19 protein-coding genes, 2 tRNA genes and 1 pseudogene are annotated in these 18,383 nt (G+C 72.8%); 12 read left to right on the top strand and 10 right to left on the bottom strand.

What is annotated here, in order from left to right; genetic code table 11:
* The first annotated feature begins 37 nt into the window (after positions 1-37).
* The 4 genes from JK361_RS11785 (at position 38) to JK361_RS11770 (ending at position 2,447) form a co-directional block, all read left to right on the top strand.
* Positions 38-232 carry a hypothetical protein gene (locus tag JK361_RS11785; RefSeq protein ID WP_201816174.1) on the top strand — a complete coding sequence of 65 codons (195 nt, stop codon included), beginning with the start codon at positions 38-40 and terminating at the stop codon, positions 230-232.
* Positions 233-310: 78 nt separating this feature from the next.
* On the top strand, positions 311-1,093 hold the full coding sequence (locus tag JK361_RS11780) for an HAD-IIA family hydrolase (RefSeq protein ID WP_201815689.1): 783 nt from the start codon (positions 311-313) through the stop codon (positions 1,091-1,093).
* Positions 1,094-1,208: 115 nt separating this feature from the next.
* The gene (locus JK361_RS11775; protein WP_201815687.1) at positions 1,209-1,784 is read left to right on the top strand and encodes a hypothetical protein; all 576 of its coding nucleotides are present in this window, start codon (positions 1,209-1,211) and stop codon (positions 1,782-1,784) included.
* Positions 1,785-1,790: 6 nt separating this feature from the next.
* Complete coding sequence (locus JK361_RS11770) at positions 1,791-2,447, top strand: class F sortase (protein WP_201815686.1); 657 nt, start codon at positions 1,791-1,793, stop codon at positions 2,445-2,447.
* A gap of 13 nt (positions 2,448-2,460) precedes the next feature.
* On the opposite strand, the gene JK361_RS11765 is transcribed toward JK361_RS11770, so the two are convergent.
* Together JK361_RS11765 and JK361_RS11760 are read right to left on the bottom strand one after the other, a co-directional pair.
* Entirely contained in the window at positions 2,461-3,150 is a 690-nt protein-coding gene (locus tag JK361_RS11765) for a FadR/GntR family transcriptional regulator (RefSeq protein WP_201815685.1), read from the bottom strand.
* 427 nt (positions 3,151-3,577) lie between these two features.
* Positions 3,578-3,651, bottom strand: a tRNA-Lys gene (locus JK361_RS11760).
* Between the two features lie 186 nt (positions 3,652-3,837).
* Here JK361_RS11760 and JK361_RS11755 point away from each other — a divergent pair.
* The 5 genes and pseudogenes from JK361_RS11755 (at position 3,838) to JK361_RS11735 (ending at position 9,390) form a co-directional block, all read left to right on the top strand.
* Complete coding sequence (locus JK361_RS11755) at positions 3,838-5,115, top strand: peptidoglycan-binding protein (RefSeq protein WP_201815684.1); 1,278 nt, start codon at positions 3,838-3,840, stop codon at positions 5,113-5,115.
* Positions 5,116-5,211: 96 nt separating this feature from the next.
* Positions 5,212-6,348, top strand: coding sequence for an SPFH domain-containing protein (locus tag JK361_RS11750; protein ID WP_201815683.1), 1,137 nt, complete (start codon positions 5,212-5,214; stop codon positions 6,346-6,348).
* A 123-nt stretch (positions 6,349-6,471) separates the two neighbouring features.
* Entirely contained in the window at positions 6,472-7,077 is a 606-nt protein-coding gene (locus JK361_RS11745; RefSeq protein WP_201815682.1) for a lytic polysaccharide monooxygenase auxiliary activity family 9 protein, read from the top strand.
* A 118-nt stretch (positions 7,078-7,195) separates the two neighbouring features.
* Positions 7,196-7,648 (top strand): DUF3592 domain-containing protein, encoded by a 453-nt coding sequence (locus JK361_RS11740; protein WP_201815680.1) that lies wholly within the window; start codon positions 7,196-7,198, stop codon positions 7,646-7,648.
* A gap of 48 nt (positions 7,649-7,696) precedes the next feature.
* Positions 7,697-9,390, top strand: a pseudogene (locus tag JK361_RS11735) (AMP-binding protein).
* Here the strand turns inward: JK361_RS11735 and JK361_RS11730 are convergent.
* From JK361_RS11730 to ehuB, 6 genes are all read right to left on the bottom strand, one after another.
* A tRNA-Lys gene (locus JK361_RS11730) sits at positions 9,356-9,429 on the bottom strand. The pseudogene JK361_RS11735 and the gene JK361_RS11730 sit on opposite strands and share 35 nt — an antisense overlap.
* Positions 9,430-9,546: 117 nt before the next feature.
* The gene (locus JK361_RS11725; RefSeq protein ID WP_201815678.1) at positions 9,547-10,299 is read right to left on the bottom strand and encodes an IclR family transcriptional regulator; all 753 of its coding nucleotides are present in this window, start codon (positions 10,297-10,299) and stop codon (positions 9,547-9,549) included.
* Between the two features lie 194 nt (positions 10,300-10,493).
* Positions 10,494-11,270: an ectoine/hydroxyectoine ABC transporter ATP-binding protein EhuA gene (gene ehuA, locus JK361_RS11720; RefSeq protein ID WP_201815676.1), complete on the bottom strand. Its 777-nt coding sequence runs from the start codon at positions 11,268-11,270 to the stop codon at positions 10,494-10,496.
* 10 nt (positions 11,271-11,280) lie between these two features.
* Positions 11,281-11,931, bottom strand: coding sequence for an ectoine/hydroxyectoine ABC transporter permease subunit EhuD (ehuD, locus tag JK361_RS11715; protein ID WP_201815669.1), 651 nt, complete (start codon positions 11,929-11,931; stop codon positions 11,281-11,283).
* Positions 11,928-12,647: an ectoine/hydroxyectoine ABC transporter permease subunit EhuC gene (gene ehuC, locus JK361_RS11710; protein WP_201815668.1), complete on the bottom strand. Its 720-nt coding sequence runs from the start codon at positions 12,645-12,647 to the stop codon at positions 11,928-11,930. The genes ehuD and ehuC overlap by 4 nt, the downstream gene beginning before the upstream one ends.
* On the bottom strand, positions 12,644-13,561 hold the full coding sequence (gene ehuB / locus JK361_RS11705; RefSeq protein WP_201815667.1) for an ectoine/hydroxyectoine ABC transporter substrate-binding protein EhuB: 918 nt from the start codon (positions 13,559-13,561) through the stop codon (positions 12,644-12,646). The genes ehuC and ehuB overlap by 4 nt, the downstream gene beginning before the upstream one ends.
* 47 nt (positions 13,562-13,608) lie before the next feature.
* Here ehuB and JK361_RS11700 point away from each other — a divergent pair, with 47 nt between their 5' ends.
* The gene (locus tag JK361_RS11700; protein WP_201815666.1) at positions 13,609-14,103 is read left to right on the top strand and encodes a DUF3830 family protein; all 495 of its coding nucleotides are present in this window, start codon (positions 13,609-13,611) and stop codon (positions 14,101-14,103) included.
* Between the two features lie 161 nt (positions 14,104-14,264).
* Here JK361_RS11700 and JK361_RS11695 read toward each other — a convergent pair whose 3' ends face one another.
* Both JK361_RS11695 and JK361_RS11690 read right to left on the bottom strand, forming a co-directional pair.
* Positions 14,265-15,671 (bottom strand): amidase, encoded by a 1,407-nt coding sequence (locus JK361_RS11695; RefSeq protein ID WP_201815665.1) that lies wholly within the window; start codon positions 15,669-15,671, stop codon positions 14,265-14,267.
* Between the two features lie 16 nt (positions 15,672-15,687).
* Positions 15,688-16,641 carry a D-2-hydroxyacid dehydrogenase gene (locus JK361_RS11690; protein WP_201815664.1) on the bottom strand — a complete coding sequence of 318 codons (954 nt, stop codon included), beginning with the start codon at positions 16,639-16,641 and terminating at the stop codon, positions 15,688-15,690.
* A 127-nt stretch (positions 16,642-16,768) separates the two neighbouring features.
* Between JK361_RS11690 and JK361_RS11685 the strand changes: the two genes are divergently transcribed.
* Together JK361_RS11685 and JK361_RS11680 are read left to right on the top strand one after the other, a co-directional pair.
* Positions 16,769-17,554, top strand: a complete 786-nt coding sequence (locus JK361_RS11685) for a maleate cis-trans isomerase family protein (protein ID WP_201816132.1) — start codon at positions 16,769-16,771, stop codon at positions 17,552-17,554.
* A complete protein-coding gene (locus tag JK361_RS11680) occupies positions 17,551-18,282 on the top strand; it encodes a maleate cis-trans isomerase family protein (protein WP_201815663.1) in 732 nt (243 codons plus the stop codon). Before JK361_RS11685 ends, JK361_RS11680 begins: the two co-directional genes overlap by 4 nt.
* The last annotated feature ends 101 nt before the right edge of the window (positions 18,283-18,383 follow it).

Raw genomic sequence — 18,383 nt, 5'->3', positions numbered from 1 at the left:
CCCGCCGTCGCGGCCGGTCGCGCCGTACACCGCGGGCGTGCCGTACACCGCGGGCGTGCCGTACACCGCGGGCGTGCCCTACACCGCAGGCGTGCCGTACACCGCGGGCGTGCCCGAGAGCGTCACCCTCCAGGTGCCCGCGGGGGCGACCAGCGCCGGGGTGCGGTTCCGGTACACCGGCGGCGACAACCGGTTCCGGGCGATCGACGGGGTCAGGATCGGCCCGTCCTGACTAGGCTGGGGGCGTCGGTACGCCGTGGTTCCGGCGCCCCCCGCTTCTCGCCCGCACATAAGCCAGGAGACGCACAGCATGGCAGACCGCAAGCCCGTCGAGTCGTGGCTCACCGACATGGACGGCGTACTGATCCACGAGGGCGTTCCGATCCCCGGCGCCGAAGCCTTCCTGAAGAAGCTGCGGGAGTCCGGCCGGCCCTTCCTGGTGCTCACCAACAACTCCATCTACACCGCCCGGGACCTGCACGCCCGGCTGCGGCGCATGGGCCTGGACGTGCCGGTGGACAACATCTGGACCTCGGCCCTGGCCACCGCCCAGTTCCTGAACGACCAGCGGCCCGGCGGCAGCGCCTACGTCATCGGCGAGGCCGGCCTGACCACCGCGCTGCACGACATCGGCTACATCCTCACCGACCACGACCCCGACTTCGTGATCCTCGGCGAGACCCGCACCTACTCCTTCGAGGCCCTGACCAAGGCCGTCCGGCTGATCAACGACGGCGCCCGGTTCATCGCCACCAACCCCGACAACGTCGGCCCCTCCACCGAGGGCGACCTGCCCGCCACCGGCTCGGTGGCCGCCCTGATCACCGCCGCCACCCGCAAGAAGCCGTACTTCGTCGGCAAGCCCAACCCGCTCATGATGCGGGCCGGGCTGAACGCGATCGGTGCCCACTCCGAGACCTCCGCGATGATCGGGGACCGCATGGACACCGACGTGCTCGCGGGCCTGGAGGCCGGCATGCGCACGTTCCTGGTGCTCAGCGGGGTCACCCAGCCGAAGGACGTCGACCGCTACCCGTTCCGGCCCTCGCAGGTCGTCGACTCCATCGCGGACCTGGTCGACCTGGTGCTCTGAGCACGGGCACCGGCCGGGCCGAAACCCGGCATCACCCGTTCGGAGCAGCGGGGCGCCTCCCGAGGATGCGGGGGCGCCCTGCGCGGGGGAGCCTCCTGATATCTGGAGGTTAACGATGGGCTCACTACGCCTCACTCTCTGTACGGGAATCCTCGCCGCCACGGCGGTCGCGACGGTCGCTGCCGCGGCCCACGCGGCGGACGGCTCGGTCACCGTGACCCCCGCCTCCCCGGCGCCGGGCACCGACGTCGCCCTGCGGGTCGGCGGCTGCACCGGCCAGCAGGGCATCGCCACTTCGGCCGCCTTCGTCTCCGACGCCCGGCTGACCGGCGCCGACGGCATCCTGAACCGCGCCCAGGGCGTCCTGACCGGCGAGACCCGGATCCGTACCGACCTGGAGCCTGGCGCCTACGCCGTGAAGGTCACCTGCGCCGACCGGTCGGTCACCGGCAACCTCACGGTCGGCGCGCCGGACGGCGCCCAGGCGGCGGAGCCCATCGGCCCGTCCGCCTCCTCCGCCTCCCCGGTCTCCCCGGTCCCCGCGGGCGGCGGCGGCACCGCGCACTTCGCCACGGTGGCCACCAGCGGCTCCGGTCCCGACACCGGCCAGGCGGTGACCGGCCTGGCGCTCGCCGGGATCGCCGCGGCCGCCGCCGGGCTGCGCGCCCGCCGGAGCCGCGGTACCGGCTGAGCGCCCATGTCCGACGACGACCAGGGGCGCACCGCCGGCACCGGGCGCCTCGTCACCGGCCTGGCCTGGGCGCTGCTGCTGTTCGGGCTGTGGCTGTGGGGGCGAGGGGTCACCGGCGTCGAGCGGGACCCCGCCACGGGCGACGTCTTCGCCGCCGGGCTCCCCGCCGGCCTGCCGCGTGCGGCGCGGCCCCTGGCCGACGCGGTGCCCCAGCGCGTCGACATCCCCGTCCTGGGTGTCCAGGCCCCGGTGGTGGCCCGGGGCCTGGACGCCCAGGGTGCGGTCGACCCGCCGCCGTACGACCAGCCCGGCGTGGTCGGCTGGTACGGCGGCGGTCCCAAGCCCGGCGCCGCCGGTGCGGCCGTGCTGGTGGGGCACGTGGACACCGAGACCAAGCCCGCCGTGTTCTACCAGCTCAGCACCCTCAAGCCGGGCCAGACGGTCCGGGTCTTCCGCGCGGACGGAAAGGTCGCCGAGTTCACCGTCGACGACGTCCGCGTCCTGCCCCGTGAGGGCTTCGACGCCCGGCAGGCGTACGGTCCCCGTGAGCCAGGCCGGGCCGAACTGCGCCTGATCACCTGTGGCGGCACCTTCGACCGCGTCACCCGCAGCTACACGGCGAACGTGGTCGTCTCGTCGTACCTCACGAAGGCGGCCGGCTGATCCGCGCGGCGGGTCAGCGGTGGGACACGGCCATCCGGGACAGGCGGGTGCGCACGTTGGCGAAGTGGTCCCGTATGGCCCGCTCCGCGCGCAGGGAGTCGCCGGACCGGACCGCGTCCAGGATCTCCCGGTGCTGGCGGCAGGTGACCCGCGGATCCTGCGGCACGTCCACCAGGTCCTGCTGCACCCGGTGGAAGGCGTCCCAGAACGCCTCCAGCACCTCGCCGAGCAGCACGTTGTCCAGTCCCCGGTAGAGGGTGGCGTGAAAGGCGCGGTCGGTCTCGGCGAGCCCGGCCCCCTCGGCGGCCTCCCGCTCCATGCGCTGGACGAGTGCCTCCAGCTCCACGAGGTCCGTCTCCGGCAGCCGTCCGGCGAGCCGTGACACCAGCCCGGTCTCGACGGCCTCGCGCAGCTCCAGCAGCTGGAGCAGCGAGTCCTCGCCGCGGTAGTGGCCGGCGACGGTCCGGAAGGCCAGGCCCTCGATCATCGGCGCGAACGACATCGAGCCGACGTACGTCCCGAAGCCGTGCCGGATCTCGACGATGCCCATCGCCTGGAGTGCCTTGAGGGCCTCGCGCACCGAGTTCCGGCTCGCTCCGAGCAGCCGCATCAGCTCGGGCTCGGTGGGCAGCGGGGCGCCCGAGGGCAGCCGCTGGTCCACGATCAGCTTCTTGATCCGTTCCTGAAGGTCCCGGGCTGCCATGGCCAGAGGGTATCCGGCCATTCGGGGGGAGGACCCGGTTCCGGCCGCCACGACCGGGGACACGGCGGGTGCGGATGGCGGCCCCACCACGCCCGGCGAAGCCCCGGCCCCCTACCGGCCGACGCCCACCGTGCGACCGCAGCGAAGCCGCCGGCCCTTTCCCGGCCGACGCCCACCGTGGCGACCCGATGGGGGGAGTGGGTGGCGAAGCCCCCAAAACGCGCAGGGAAGCCCCGGCCCCTTCCCGACCGACGCCCACCGTGCCGACCGCGGCGAAACCCCGGCCCCTTCCCGGCCAACGCCCAGCGTGCCGACCCGATGGGGGTGTGGGTGGCGAAGCCCCCACCACGCGCGGCGAAGCCGCGCAAAAACAGAGATGGCGACCCAGTTCCGCGCTTTCCGCGGACATGGATCGCCATCGTCATCGTGCGCCGCCAGGGACTCGAACCCCGGACCCGCTGATTAAGAGTCAGCTGCTCTAACCAACTGAGCTAGCGGCGCCTGCTGACAGGGAAAACTCTACCTGACCTCCAGGGGTGCTTCCGACCACGCCGGGGTGGCCTGTCCGTCGCCCGGGGGGCGGCGTACATCGTTCGGACCGTCAAAATGCGCGTTTCGAACGCAGTTGGGAAACTGATCAACGTGCACACTCGCGGACAAATCACCCCCGAATGTGAGGCAGATCGCATGACCACTCCGGTGTTCGAGGAAGTCGACCCCGCGAGCGATTGCGACTGTCCCGGTTGTGTCCACGGTCGGCGGCCGGCTTCTCGCCCGCTGCCCGGCCGTGGCCATCGCGCGGCCCGCGGAGTGGTGGTCGTGGCCGCCGCCTCCGCCGCCCTCGGCACGGTCTCCCCGGCCGCCGCCCTCACCCCCGGCCACTCCCCGCACCGCCAGGCCCAGCCCGGCGACGGCGAACCCGACACCCCGCAGGGCAAGAAGGCCCCGCTCCACGGTCCGGCGGGCAAGCCGACCGAGACCCCCGCCGTCCCGATCCCCCCCACCACCCGGACCGAGATCATCAACCGGGCCAAGATCTGGGTGGCCGCCAAGGTGCCGTACAGCATGAGCGCCTTCTGGTCCGACGGCTACCGCCAGGACTGCTCGGGCTATGTCTCCATGGCCTGGGGTCTGCCGAGCAACGAGTGGACGGGCAGCCTCGACCAGTTCGGAGTGAAGATCACCAAGGAGGAGCTGCAACCCGGCGACATCCTGCTCTACCACAATCCCGACAACCCGGAGAAGGGCTCCCACGTCGTGATCTTCGGTGGCTGGACGGACCACACTCATACCTACTACAAGGTCTACGAGCAGACGCCCCCGAAGACCCGCAGTCAGACCACCCCGTACCCCTACTGGAGCCACACCGACAAGTACGTCCCCTACCGCTACAAGGGCCTGCCGCAGAGCGCGGCCGGCGCCCAGTCGGCGGCCGGTGCGAAGGCGGCGGTGCCCTTCCCGGGCGCGGCCTACTTCGGGCCCGGCGCCGACAACAAGTACGTGACCCGGCTCGGCGAGATGCTGATCGCGAGGGGCGGCGGCGCGTTCTACACCAAGGGTCCGGGTCCGGTCTGGGGCGAGGCGGACCGGCGCGCCACCCAGGCGTTCCAGCGGGCCCAGGGCTGGACGGGCGCCGGCGCCGACGGGCTGCCGGGCCGGCGCACCTGGGAGCTGCTGGCCACGGGGAAGGGCAAGGACATCGGCCCCCGCCCCGCGCCGCACGAGGTGCCCGGTTACCCCGGCCGGCAGTACTTCCGGCCGGGCGCGCGCAACGACTTCGTCACCCAGCTCGGCATCCAGCTGGTGAAGAAGGGGTTCGGCCGGTTCTACTCCCTCGGTCCGGGCCCGCACTGGGGCGAGGCGGACCGGCGGGCCGTCGAGGCGTTCCAGCGCACCCAGGGCTGGCGGGGCGGCGCGGCGGACGGCTATCCGGGCCCGGAGACCTGGCGCCGCCTGTTCGCGTGAGTCCGGGCCGGGGCCGGCCGCCCGGCCCGGTCCCGGCCCGTCCCCGCACATCCCACCCCTGTTCATGACGCGTCTGGCGCGGAGGCTGGAGCACGCATGAGTACGACCACATCCCACACGCCGCCCGAATCCGAGGGGCAGTCGGACGGCGCCGGTGCCGGCCCCGCCACCCGGCCGGCCCGTCTGATCCAGAACGAGGCGACCACCGAGATCCCCGTCCATCTGCTGTTCCGGGACGACCCCGACCCGGTGAAGGTGCCGCTCCGGCCGGCCGTGGTGGCCCGCCGGCAGGGCACCGGCGAGCAGCCCCGGCTGCGCCGTCCGGCGCCGGTGCGCAGACGGCCGCTGCCGGAGGTCGATCCGGAGCTGGTGGAGCGCCCGGCGCGGGTGCTGCCCGGGGTGGCCGGACTGCTCGCCGGTGCCTGCGGGCTCACCGGCTGCCTGGCCACCACCTGGTGGGCGGGGCTGCTCCCGCCGCTCGCCGCACAGGCGCTGCGCCTGCCGGTGTCCGCGGGTTCCGGCCTCGGTCCCGGGCAGTGGGCCGCGTACGCCGGGGCCGGGGCGCTCGGTGCGTTCGGCTTCGGCGGGCTGGCCCGGGGGCGGACCGGGCGGGCCTGGGTGCTGGGCCTGTTCGGGCGGTACCGCGGGACGGTCCGGCGCACCGGGCTGCTGTGGGTGAACCCGCTGGTGCGCCGCCGCCGGGTGGATGTGCGCCTGCGGCACTGGCGCAGCGAGGCGATGCCGGCGACGGATCCCGACGGGATGGCGCTGCGGGTGGCCGTGCTGGTGGTGTGGCGGGTACGGGACAGCGCGCGGGCGCTGCTCGGTGTCGAGGACCACGAGACGTACCTGAGCGAGTGTGTGGAGGCGGCGCTGGCCCGGGTGCCGGTGGAGCCGGCGGGCGGGACGCGGGGCGGGACGACCGCGGCCGGGGACGCGCTGACCCGGCTGGTGGCCACGGAGACGGCGCCGGTCGGCCTGGAGGTGTTCTCGGTGCAGCCGGTCCGGGTGGACTACGCCCCCGAGGTGGCCGCCGCGATGCACCGGCGCCGGATCGCCGCGCTGGACGCCCGGCAGCGGGCCACCATGCTCAGCTCGGTGGTGGACTCGGTGGAGGACACGGTGACCCGGCTGACCGTGCGCGGTCTGGTCGAACTGGACGACTACGAACGCAAGGCGCTGGTCCGGGACCTGACGGTGGCGTTCTGCTCGGGGCGCTCGGAGCCGGTGTGAGGGGCGGTCGCAGCGCACCCCCGATTGGTATGGACATGTTCAACTAACGGCAATAATCTGAGACTTGGTCTAGACCTACCTGCACGGCTCATCGAACTCCCCACGTTCCCCAGGAGCGGCAGTATGCGCACCAAGACCAAGTTGTCCGCGGTCGTGCTGGGCGCGGTCACCGCCGGAGCCTTCGCGCTCTCCACCGGCGGTGCCAGCGGCCACGGCTACACCGACCTCCCCATCAGCAGGCAGAAGCTCTGCCAGAACGGCACCGTGACGAACTGCGGCTCGATCCAGTGGGAGCCGCAGAGCGTCGAGGGCCCGAAGGGCTTCCCGGCCGCCGGCCCCGCCGACGGCCAGCTCTGCAATGCCGGGCTGAGCCAGTTCGCCCAGCTCAGCGCGCCGAAGACACCGTCCGGGGCGGCCTGGCCCACCACCAGGGTGACGGGCGGCCAGTCGTACACCTTCCGCTGGCAGTTCACCGCCATGCACGCCACGACGGACTTCAAGTACTACGTCACCAAGCCGGGCTGGGACCAGAACCACAACCTCTCCCGGTCGGACCTCAACCTCACCCCGTTCCTGACGGTGCCGTACAACGGCCAGCGCCCGCCGGCCACGCTCAGCCACAGCGGCACGCTGCCGTCCGGCCTGAGCGGGCACCACGTCATCCTCGCGGTGTGGACGATCGCCGACACGGGCAACGCGTTCTACGCCTGTTCCGACGTCACCTTCTGACCGACGGTCCGTCACAGCACGGAAACTGAGGTTCCCTTGAGCGCCACGGTGCGCCCCGCCGGATAGGTTCCCGCCACGCCGGTCTTCCGGAGCGGCGCACCGACCTCGGGGGGACCTCATGTTCGAACTGCTCTTCTACCTGGTGCCCACCCTCATGATCGCGGGCATGGGTTACGCCGCGTACCGGCTGGTCCTCCGCGCCCGGCGGATCAGCCGTGTGTGGGAGCACGGACTGACGGCCGAGGCGCGCTGCCTGCGGACGTACACCACGACCAGCGGGGGCGGCGGCAACACGTCCGTCCACACGACCCTGCACCACGTCTACGAGTACGCCACCCGTGAGGGCCGCACGATCCGGTTCGAGGAGGAGGGCGGTTCCGGTACCGTCCTGGAGGGCGACTTCGTCACCGTGCGGTACCTCCCGGACCACCCCCACCTGGCCACCGCGCTCCCGCCGTCCCGCGGCAAGCTCGTCTTCGAGTCCGGCTGCCTGCTGGCCTTCCTCGGCGTGATCATCGTCTTCTGCCTGGTCTTCATGGCCGTGGCGCACATGATGTTCGCGGAGGCGTGACGCCGCGACCCTCCCTTTCTGACGTCATGTCAGTTAGCCTGCCCCGCCATGGATGCCACGACGGGCACGGTCGCCGGGCTGGTGGCGGCGCGGTGGGGGGACCACCGGCCGGGACTGTGGTGCGAGGACCGGGTGCTGACCCACCACGAGGTGGCCGCGGGCGCCGCCGCCCGCGCCGCGCTGCTGGCCGACCTGCTCCCACCCGGTGCCGTACCGCACGTCGGGGTGCTGCTCGACAACACCGAGGAGTTCCCGCTCTGGCTGGGTGCCGCGGCCCTCGCCGGGGCGGCCGTCGCCGGCGTCAACCCCACCCGGCGCGGCTCCGAGCTGGCCCGGGACATCCGCCACACCGAGTGCCCGCTGCTGGTCACCGAGCGGGCCCACCTGCCGCTGCTGGCCGGGCTCGGCCTGGCGCAGGGGGCGCCCCGCGCGGGCGGAGCCGGACGCGGGGGAGTGCGGCTGCTCGTCACGGACACCCCGGAGTACGCCGCCCTCCTCGCCCCCTACCGCGGTGCCGTGCCCGATCAGTCCCGGGCGGCCCCGGCCGACCGGCTGCTGCTCTACTTCACCTCCGGCTCCACCGGCGCCCCGAAGGCCGCGCTCTGCTCCCAGGGCCGGCTGACGGCGGCCGGCCGGGCCCTGGTCCGGCGGTTCGGGGTGGGCGCGGACGACGTGCACTACATCTGCATGCCGCTGTTCCACGGCAACGCCGTGATCGCGGACTGGGCTCCCGCGCTGGCCGCCGGAGCCGGGGTGGCGCTGCGCCGGCGCTTCTCCGCCTCCGGCTTCCTGCCCGACGTGCGCCGCTACGGCGCGACCTACTTCACCTATGTCGGCCGGGCCGTCCAGTACGTCCTGGCCACCGAGCCGAAACCCGACGACCGGGACAATCCGCTGCGGCTCGGCTTCGGGACGGAGGCGGGCGCGGTCGACGCGGCCGCCTTCGAGCGGCGCTTCGGAGTGCGGCTGGTGGAGGGGTACGGCTCCTCCGAGGGCGGGGCGGCGATCCAGTGGACACCGGGGACCCCGGCGGGCGCGGTGGGTCCGGCCGGGCCCGGCCTGGTGGTGCTGGACCCGGCCACCGGACGGGAGTGCCCGCCGGCCCGCTTCGACGGCTCCGGGCGGCTGCTGAACGGGGACGAGGCGATAGGCGAGCTGGTCAACCGTGCCCCGAACCCCTTCGAGGGCTACTGGCGCAACCCGGCCGCCGAGGCGGAACGGCGCCGGGCGGGGGCGTACTGGACGGGCGATCTCTTCTACCGCGACGCCCAGGGCTACCTCTACTTCGCGGGCCGTACGGACGACCGCATCCGTGTCGACGGGGAGAACCTGGCCGCCGCGGTGATCGAGAACATCGTCGCCCGGTACGAGGGCGCGGACGCCGTCGCCGTGTACGGGGTGCCGGATCCGGTCACCGGCGACCAGGTCATGGCGACCGTCGCCGGGAGCTTCGACCCGGCCGGGTTCGCGGCGTTCCTGCGGAACCAGCCGGACCTCGGGACCAAGATGGCACCCCGGTTCGTGCGGGTGGTGGAGCGGATGCCGGTGACGGCGACCAACAAGATCGAGCGGGCGCGGCTGCGGCGGGAAGGGTTCGGGTGCACGGACCCGGTGTGGTGGCGGCCGCCGGGTGAGGAGTCGTACCGGAGGCTGACCGCGGAAGACGTCGAAGGGCCCCTCGCTTCCGCGAAGGGCCCCTCATCCGTGTGCGCCGCCAGGGACTCGAACCCCGGACCCGCTGATTAAGAGTCAGCTGCTCTAACCAACTGAGCTAGCGGCGCGTGACTCCCGCCCTCCGCGGTTTTCGTTCCCGCGGCCGGCGACGAAGAAAATACTACCTGGTCCCGCGGGGTGCTCGTGACCACCCCGCGGGCCCGGCGGGATCCGGACGAGAGGTCCTAGATCGTCAGGGACAGCAGGACCGGTGCCGCGTTGCGGTTCAGGGCGTCCGCGGCCTGCTTCAGCCGGTGCGCGTGCTCCACCGGGAGGGACAGGGCGAGGCAGCCGACCGAGGAGCCCGCGGTGATCGGCACGGCCGCGCAGACCGTGCCGATCGCGTACTCCTGGAGGTCGAGCACCGGCACCGTCGGCGGCTGCGACTCCAGGCGCGACAGCAGCAGCTTGTCGCTGGTGATGGTGCGCGAGGTGAGGCGGGCCATCTTGTGCCGGGCGAGGTGGTCGCGGCGGGCGTTGTGGTCCAGCTGGGTCAGCAGGCTCTTGCCGACGGCCGTGGCGTGGGCGGAGCAGCGGAAGTCCACCCACTCGTTGACCGCCGGGGTGCCCGGCCCGGCGGCGTACTGGGTGACCCGGACCTCACCGTCGACGTACCGGCTCATGTAGACGGCCGCGCCGACCGAGTCGCGCAGCCGGTCCAGGGTGTGCTGGAGCTTGTCGCGCAGGGCCCGCTCCCGGTCGTGCGCCGAGGTGAGCCGGCGCAGGGTGTCGCCGGTGACGTACGCCCCGTCGGTGATCTGCTCGACGTAGCCCTCGCGGCGCAGCATCCGCAGCAGGGCGGTGAGCCGCTCGGGGCCGAGGCCGGTGCGGCGGGCCAGCTCGGTGTCGGTGACGCCGGCGGAGTGCCGGGCCACGGTCTCCAGCACGCGCAGCGCGTCCTGGGCGGAGTGGTACGGGGCGGTCGGCTCGATCCTCATGTCGGTCCCCCTCGGCCGCGATCCGGGTCGGCGGATCGTACCCACGATAGCCGTCAAACGGCCGCGCAGGAGAGGGGGTTGGCGAGATCGGATCCCGTGCGCCCGTGCCCCCAACTGCGACGGAGATCCTCTGGCATATGCCACGGTCATGACCCAGTGACCGGACCTCGGCACTTCCGCCCGGCACCCCCCGCTCACAGGACGGCGCTGATGAACTCCCGGGTACGTTCCTGCTCCGGATCGCCGAAGATCTTCTCCGGCGACCCGGACTCGATGACCCGGCCCGCGTCGAACATCAGTACCTGGTCGGAGATGTCCCGGGCGAAACCCATCTCGTGGGTCACGCACAGCATCGTGATGTCGGTGCTGCGCGCGATGTCCCTGAGCAGGTCGAGCACGCCCGCGACCAGCTCCGGGTCGAGCGCGGAGGTCACCTCGTCCAGCAGCAGCACCTGCGGCCGCATGGCCAGCGCCCGGGCGATCGCCACCCGCTGCTGCTGCCCGCCGGAGAGCCGGGTCGGCTTCGCGTCGCACTTGTCGGCGAGGCCCACCAGGTCCAGCAGCTCCCGGGCCCGCGCCTCGGCCTCGTCCTTCGGCAGGCCGAGCACCCGGACCGGGGCCTCGGTGATGTTGCGCAGCACCGACATGTTCGGGAACAGGTTGAACTGCTGGAACACCATCCCGATCTTCTTGCGGACCTCCCGGACCTGCTTCTCCGGCGCCGGGAAGAGCCGCTGCCCGTCGACGGTGATCGTGCCCTCGTCCGGCTTGGCGAGGGTCATCAGCAGCCGGAGGATCGTGGTCTTGCCGGAGCCGGAGGGGCCGATCAGGGTGACGTGCTTGCCGGGCTCGACGGAGAAGTTCAGGTCGTCGAGCACGGTGTTGGTCCCGAAGCGCTTGGTGACCCCCTCCAGGCGGATCAGCTCACCGCCGGCCAGGGCCGTGCCGGTGCTCGCGTCGGGTTCTTTCATCAAGGGGGTGTCAGCGGACAAGGCGTCGCTCCAGGGCTCGCAGCAGAAGGGAGGCCAGGTAGGAGATGAGGACGAAGGCCACCCCGATCACGGTCAGGGGTTCGGTGAACTGGAAGTGCTCCTGTGAGAAGAGCCGGGCGTGCCCGAGCATCTCCAGCACGGTGATCACCATCAGCATCGGTGTGTCCTTCAGCATGGAGATCACGTAGTTGCCCAGCGCGGGCACCACCCGGCGGATCGCCTGCGGCAGGATCACCGCGGTCCAGGTCCGCCCCCGGGGCAGGTTCAGCGCCGTCGCCGCCTCCCACTGCCCGGCCGGCACCGCCTCGATGCCGGCCCGGTAGACCTGCATCGTGTACGTCGAGTAGTGCAGGCCGATCGCGAACACGCCGGTGGCCAGCGCCGAGAAGGTCAGACCCCACTCCGGCAGCACGTAGAACAGGAAGAACAGCTGGACCAGCAGCGGGGTGTTGCGCACGAACTCGGTGACCACCCCGACCGGCCAGCGCACCCACCGGGTCGGCGCCCGCATCAGCAGCGTCCACACCAGGCCCAGGGAGAAGGACAGCAGCGACCCCAGGGCCACGGCCTGAAGGGTGACCAGCAACCCCTTCCAGAAGTCCGGCATGAAGTCGCTCACGGCGTTCCAGTCCCACTTCATGCGACCCGTCCCCCCACTCCGGTCGTCTGCGCCCGCTTCAGCTCACGCGAGGCCGAGAACGTCCCGGCGTCCTTGCCGACCCCGGCCTTCAGCCGCTTCTCCAGGGAGCGCATCAGCCGGGTCAGCACGAAGGCGATCGCGAAGTAGATCAGCAGCACGTACGTGTAGATCTCCGCGCTCTGCTGCAGCGCGAGCCGCACCAGATTGGCGCTGAAGGTCAGATCGCCCATGCCCATGACCGACACCAGCGCGGTGCCCTTGAGCAGTTCGATCAGCAGGTTGCAGAAGGAGGGGATCATCTCCGGCACCGCCTGCGGCAGCACCACCAGCCGCATTCGCTGCCAGGGCGTGAAGCTGAGCGCGATCCCGCCCTCCTTCTGCGCCGGCTCGACCGCGTTCAGCCCGCCGCGCACGATCTCCGCGCCGTACGCGCCGTACGTCAGGCCGAGCGCCAGCGTGCCCGCCCACATCGGCACCAGCTGCCAGCCGAACGCGACGGGCAGCACGAAGAACACCCAGAAGATCATCACCAGCGCGGAGGTACCGCGGAACACCTCGGTGTAGAAACCGGCGACGAAACGCACGATCCACAGCCGGTGGGTGCGCGCGATACCGGCGGCGAACGACACCGCCGTGGCCAGCAGCGCGCTGAACACGAGCAACTGGACGGTGGTCCATATGCCCTTGAGTACGAGTTCCCAGAGCCCCGAGGTCATCCGCCGCACAGCTCCTTCGCGGTCAGGTCCGTCATCTCGGCCTTGGTGAAACCGAAGGGCCGGACGATCCGGTACAGCTCCCCGCTCCGGCGCAGCTTGTGCAGCTCGGCGTTGAAGGCGTCCCTGAGCCGGGTCTCCGTCGGCCGGAACGCGAACGCGCCGCCGTCGACCTTCGGTTTGCCGTCCACGAGCGCCACGAACGGCTCGGTCGACTCGGCCTTGGCGGAGTCCCGCGCGACGAGCCGGGCGGTGACGGCCGTGGCGGCGAACAGGTCGACCCGCCCCGACTCCACCGCGTTCAGCCCGGCGACCTGATCGGGGACGATGACGAGGTCGCCCTGCTGATACCCCGCCTCCACGGCGTGCTGGATCTGCGCGTACCCGGTCCCGGTGGCCACCTTGGCGTGCTTGCGCAGCGCGTCCGCGTAGGTGCGCAGCCCCAGCGGGTTGCCCTTGCGGACGATGAAGGCGTCGGGCATCCGGTAGTCGGGATCCGCGAAGATCACCTGCTCGCAGCGGTCCGGGGTGACGTACATCCCCGCGGCCACCACGTCGAACTGCTGCGCGTTCAGGCCCGGGATCAGCGAGCCGAACTCGGTCGGCACCGGCTGCACCCGGTCCACCCCGAGCCGCTTGAAGACCGCCTTCGCCAGCTCGGGCGCCTCCCCGGTCAGATTCCCGTCCCTGTCGATGTACCCGAAGGGAATCTCACCGGCGATCCCGAGCCGTACGACGCCCTGCGCGCGCAGCCTCTCCAGCAGATCGCCGCCGTCCTTGCCGGACGCCGACGCCACCCGCGTACAGCCCGCCGCGCCCAGCGCACCGAGCGAGGCGAGGCCCGCGAGCACCGAGCGCCGGGTGTGTCTGTGTTCCGGCCGTGTTGTGTGTGCGTCGTTCCCAAGTGGTGGAGCCATGGCGGCGCGGCTACCCAAGCGCATCCCGGCTATGCACCCTGGTTTCCATGGCCGATCGATTCGTCACCGTCTCGCTCGAACTGCGGGACGTGCACTGCACGGCACGACTGCTGGACGACCGCGCGCCCCTGACCTGCGCCGCAGTGTGGGAGGCACTGCCGCTCACGGGGGACGTCTACCACGCGAAGTACGCGCGCAACGAGATCTACGCCCTCTTCCCGCCGTTCGCCTCCACGGAACCCCCACTGGAGAACCCGACGGTCACTCCGATTCCCGGCGACCTCTGTTACTTCTCCTTCACCGGAACCGAACTGGGCACGCGGGCCTACGGCTACGACCGCGAGGTCCGCCCCGGCGCCACGGTGGTCGACCTCGCCCTGTTCTACGAGCGCAACAACCTGCTCCTCAACGGCGACGTCGGCTGGGTGCCGGGGATCGTGTGGAGCGAGGTCGTCGAGGGCCTCGACCGGATGGCCGAGGCCTGCAACGACCTGTGGCGCGGTGGCGCGGCGGGGGAGACGCTGGCCTTCCGGCGCGCGTAGGCCGCTTCGACGGGAGCGGCCGGGGCAAGCGCGAGAGCCGCCCCGGCGGAAGGGGGCTGACGGGCCGCCGGTTTCCCCGGAAGCGGCCGGGGCGGGCGCGAGAGCCGCCCCGGCGGGCGGGGGCTGACGGGACGTCGGCTCTTCTTCCCGCCGCGACGGCGCTAAGCCGCGACGGGCGGGGCCGGCGGTGCCGAAGCCGCCTCGGCCTCGTACAGGGCGTGCGCGGCCCGCAGCACCAGATCGTCCCGGTGCCGGGCCGCGACGATCTGCATGCCCACCGGCAGCCCGTCCCCGTCGGTTCCCACCGGCACCGTGGCCGCGGGCTGCTGCGTCAGATTGAACGGATACGTGAACGGCGTCCACCCCGTCCAGCGCCGGAACACCGACCCCGCCGGCACCTCCACCCCCGCCTCGAACGCCGTCACCGGCAGCGTCGGCGTCACCAGCAGGTCGTACCGCTCGTGAAAACGCCCCATCCGCCGCCCGAGGTTCATCCGGACGTCCACCGCCGCCAGATACTCCAGCGCGCTCGTCCGGGCGCCCTGCGCGCAGATCTCCCGCAGCCCCGGGTCCAGCAACTGCCGGCGGTGCGGCGAGAAGCTCTCGGTCAGCCGGGCCGCCCCGCTGAACCACAGGGTGTGGAAGGCGTCCACGGGATCGGTGAAATCGGGGTCGGCCTCCACCACGTACGCCCCGAGATCGGCGAGGGCGGCCACCGCCCGCCGTACCGCCGCGGCGACCGCCGGCCGGACCGCCACCTGCCCGCCCAGCGACGGCGAGTAGGCCACCCGCAGCCCGTGCACGCCCGACCGCAGCGCCTCCGTGAAGGAGCCGGGCGCGGCCGGCAGCGCCGACCAGTCCCGCGGGTCGGGCGCGCCGATCACGTCGAGGAGCAGGGCCGCGTCGGCCGCGTCCCGGGTCATCGGCCCCGTGTGCGACAGCGTGCCGAACGCGCTCGCCGGATACAGCGGCACCCTGCCGTACGTCGGCTTCAGCCCGAAGATCCCGCAGAACGCGGCCGGGATGCGGATGCTGCCGCCGCCGTCCGTGCCCAGCGACAGCGGGCCCGCGCCCAGCGCGACCGCCGCCCCGCTGCCGCCGCTGGAGCCGCCCGCGGTCCGCGTGCGGTCGTGCGGGTTGCGGGTGATCCCGGTCAGCGGGGAGTCGGTGACGCCCTTCCAGCCGTACTCGGGCGTCGTCGTCTTGCCGAGGAACACCGCCCCGTGCTCGCGCAGCCGGGCCACCGGGGGCGCGTCCTCCTCCCAGCCGCCCCGCTCGGAGACGGTCCTCGACCCGCGCAGGGTGGGGTGGCCGCGCAGCAGCAGGATGTCCTTGACCGTCACCGGCACCCCGTCGACCAGTCCGGCGGGCTCACCGCGCCGCCAGCGCGCCTCCGACTCCCGGGCCCGGGCGAGCGCGTCCTCCTCGGTGAGCCGCACGAACGCGTTCACCTCCGGCTGGATCCGCCGCGCCCGCTCCAGCGCCTGCCCGGTCACCTCCACCGGGCTGAACTCGCCCTTGCGGTAACCGTCGAGGAGCCGTCCGGCGGTCAGGTCGGTGAGCTGCATGCACCCTCCCAGGGCTTCAGTGACCCGGCACGTAACCACGCGTCTTGTCGACCACGTTCCGCAGTGACCTGCCCGCCGCCCACCGCTCGTACAACTCCACGAATTGTGCGCCCAGTTCGTCCCGCCAGCCGACCGTGTCACCGCTCATGTGCGGGGACGCGACCAGCCCGGGCAGCTCCCACAACGGGCTGTCCGCGGGCAGGGGTTCGGCGGCGAACACGTCCAGGGCGGCACCCGCGATCCAGCGCCGGGTCAGCGCCCGGGCGAGGGCCTCCTCGTCGACCAGATCACCCCGGCCGACGTTCACGAAGAACGCCGAGGGCTGCATCACGCCGAACCGGTGGGCGTCGAACATGCGGTACGTCTGCCCGGTCAGCGGAGCCGCCGCGATCACCCAGTCCGCCCGGGAGATCAGCCGGTCCAGGTCGGCCGGCCCGTGCACGCCGGTCCGCGGCACCCGCCCGACCAGCGCCGTCGTCACGCCCAGCGCCTTCAGAGTGCGGGCGATCGCCCGGCCGATCGGGCCCGAGCCGACGACGCACGCGCGCGTGCCCGCCACCCGCCGGGTCTCCCGGTGCCGCCAGGTCCGCTCCCGCTGGTACTCCAGGGTGCGCGGCAGGTCCTTGGCGGCCGCCAGCACGAGGGCCGCGACGTACTCGGCGATCGGCTGGTCGAAGATCCCGCGCGCGTTGGTGACCACCGTGTCCGACGCGGCCAGCTCCGGGCACATCAGATGGTCCACGCCCGCGCTCGCCGTGTGCACCCAGCGCGGCCGGGGCCCGTCGCCGGGCCACGCCTCCCGCACCGCGTGCGACGTGAAATCCCACACCAGCAGCACGTCCGCGCCGGGCAGCCGCTCGGCCAGCCGCGCCGCGTCCGTGTGGACGATCCGGGCGCGGCCGGTGAGGCGGCCGAGCCGGGGCGGCGGATCGGCGTCGAGGACCAGAAGGGTGGGGGATGACGGCGTCATGCGGGGCGGCTCCCGGCGTCTGACATGCGCGGATTGACCACGCTCGCACCCGAACCTACCTTCGTCAACACGGGCGTACCCACGATCCGTTGCCCACTCGTCTCCCAGCGTGAGGCCGGTGTCAGCCATGGACGTCTCCTTTCTCGGCGGCCCCCGCCCGCAGCGTGGTGTCGGCGTGGTGGCTCCCTTCGACTTCGCCCTGGACCGGGAGCTGTGGCGCTGGGTGCCCGACGACGTCTCGCTGCATCTGACCCGCACCCCGTTCGTGCCGGTCGAGGTGAGCCTGGACCTGGCCCGGCTGGTCAGCGAGCACGAGACCCTCGGCGAGGCGGTCCGGGCGCTGACCGCGGTCTCCCCCGAGGTCGTCGCCTACGCCTGCACCTCCGGCAGCTTCGTCGACGGGATCGCCGGGGAGCGGGCGATGTGCGCGGCGATGACCATGGCCGGCGAACTGCCCGCGCTGACCACCTCGGGGGCGCTGCTGGAGGCGCTGGCCGAGCTGGGAGCCCGGCGGGTCGCGCTGGTCACGCCGTACACCGTGTCCGTCACCCGGGCGCTGGAGGAGTACGTGGCGCAGGCCGGCGCACGGGTCACCGGCTGCGCCTACATGGGGCTGACCCGGCACATCTGGCGGGTGCCGTACCGGGACGTTGTCGGCATGGCGCGCAGGGCGGCCCGCCCCGGCACCGCCGACGCCCTCTTCCTGTCCTGCACCAACCTCCCCACCTACGACGTGATCCCCCAACTGGAGGCCGAGCTGCGCATGCCGGTGATCTCGGCCAACCAGGTCACGATGTGGGCGGCGCTGCGCCGACTGGGTACCCGGGCCGTGGGGCCCTATCAGGCGCTGCTCGACGATGCCGCCCGCGTACGGCCCGCACTGCCCGAAGAACAGCAGGAAGGATGGACATGACCGCACTCGGATTCCTCTACCCGGGCCACTCCGCCGAGGACGACTATCCACGCATCGAGCAGCTCCTGGGCAGCGACATCCGGGTGGACCTGTTCCACACCGACATCGGTGAGGACGCGCACCGGGTGGACGCGCTGGTGGAGATGGGTTCCGCCGAGCGGCTCGCCGCGAGCGTGGAGGGGCTGCGGCTGGCCGGGGCCGAGACGGTGGTCTGGGCCTGTACCAGCGGCAGCTTCGTGCACGGCTGGGAGGGCGCCCAGGACCAGGTGCGGACCCTGGCCCGGCTGGCGGGCATGCCGGCCTCGTCGACGTCCTTCGCCTTCGTGCACGCGGCCCGGGAGATAGGCGTCCGGCGGGTCGCCGTCGGCGCCACCTACCCGGAGGACGTCGCCGGCCTGTTCGCGGACTTCCTGCGGGCCGGGGGCCTGGAGGTGACCGGGACGCGGTCCTCCGGCGTCGTCACGGCGGCGGAGGTCGGCACCTGGGGAGAGGAGGACGTGCTGACGCTGGCGCGGGCCGCGGACGCCCCCGACGCGGAGGCCGTCCTGCTGCCGGACACGGCCCTGCACACGGCCGCGCACCTCGGGCTGCTGGAGAAGGCGCTGTCCAAGCCGGTGCTCACGGCCAACCAGGTCACGGTGTGGGAGGGGCTGAGGCTCGCCGACCGGCGGGTGAACGCGCCCTCGCTGGGGACCTTGTTCACCCGGGAGCCGTTGGTTCAGGCATAGCCCCGGCCCCGCTCTCCTCGGCCGTAGGTCCCCTTGCGCGGGCGCGGGACAATGGACGGTGGCCCACCCGAAGGGGGTGCCGGCGAACCGTACGAGGAGGA

The organism is Streptomyces musisoli (assembly GCF_016741855.1).
In the GTDB taxonomy this organism is placed as follows: Bacteria; Actinomycetota; Actinomycetes; order Streptomycetales; family Streptomycetaceae; genus Streptomyces; species Streptomyces musisoli.
The sequence above is the reverse complement of the archived record's forward strand: the minus strand, read 5'-3'. Positions and strand labels throughout refer to the sequence as shown.

Coding starts and splice junctions, on each gene's coding strand:
- JK361_RS11780 (WP_201815689.1), top strand. CDS start 311: ATGGCAGACCGCAAGCCCGTCGAGTCGTGGCTCACCGACATGGACGGC.
- JK361_RS11775 (WP_201815687.1), top strand. CDS start 1,209: ATGGGCTCACTACGCCTCACTCTCTGTACGGGAATCCTCGCCGCCACG.
- JK361_RS11770 (WP_201815686.1), top strand. CDS start 1,791: ATGTCCGACGACGACCAGGGGCGCACCGCCGGCACCGGGCGCCTCGTC.
- JK361_RS11765 (WP_201815685.1), bottom strand. CDS start 3,150: ATGGCAGCCCGGGACCTTCAGGAACGGATCAAGAAGCTGATCGTGGAC.
- JK361_RS11755 (WP_201815684.1), top strand. CDS start 3,838: ATGACCACTCCGGTGTTCGAGGAAGTCGACCCCGCGAGCGATTGCGAC.
- JK361_RS11750 (WP_201815683.1), top strand. CDS start 5,212: ATGAGTACGACCACATCCCACACGCCGCCCGAATCCGAGGGGCAGTCG.
- JK361_RS11745 (WP_201815682.1), top strand. CDS start 6,472: ATGCGCACCAAGACCAAGTTGTCCGCGGTCGTGCTGGGCGCGGTCACC.
- JK361_RS11740 (WP_201815680.1), top strand. CDS start 7,196: ATGTTCGAACTGCTCTTCTACCTGGTGCCCACCCTCATGATCGCGGGC.
- JK361_RS11725 (WP_201815678.1), bottom strand. CDS start 10,299: ATGAGGATCGAGCCGACCGCCCCGTACCACTCCGCCCAGGACGCGCTG.
- ehuA (WP_201815676.1), bottom strand. CDS start 11,270: ATGAAAGAACCCGACGCGAGCACCGGCACGGCCCTGGCCGGCGGTGAG.
- ehuD (WP_201815669.1), bottom strand. CDS start 11,931: ATGAAGTGGGACTGGAACGCCGTGAGCGACTTCATGCCGGACTTCTGG.
- ehuC (WP_201815668.1), bottom strand. CDS start 12,647: ATGACCTCGGGGCTCTGGGAACTCGTACTCAAGGGCATATGGACCACC.
- ehuB (WP_201815667.1), bottom strand. CDS start 13,561: ATGGCTCCACCACTTGGGAACGACGCACACACAACACGGCCGGAACAC.
- JK361_RS11700 (WP_201815666.1), top strand. CDS start 13,609: ATGGCCGATCGATTCGTCACCGTCTCGCTCGAACTGCGGGACGTGCAC.
- JK361_RS11695 (WP_201815665.1), bottom strand. CDS start 15,671: ATGCAGCTCACCGACCTGACCGCCGGACGGCTCCTCGACGGTTACCGC.
- JK361_RS11690 (WP_201815664.1), bottom strand. CDS start 16,641: ATGACGCCGTCATCCCCCACCCTTCTGGTCCTCGACGCCGATCCGCCG.
- JK361_RS11685 (WP_201816132.1), top strand. CDS start 16,769: ATGGACGTCTCCTTTCTCGGCGGCCCCCGCCCGCAGCGTGGTGTCGGC.
- JK361_RS11680 (WP_201815663.1), top strand. CDS start 17,551: ATGACCGCACTCGGATTCCTCTACCCGGGCCACTCCGCCGAGGACGAC.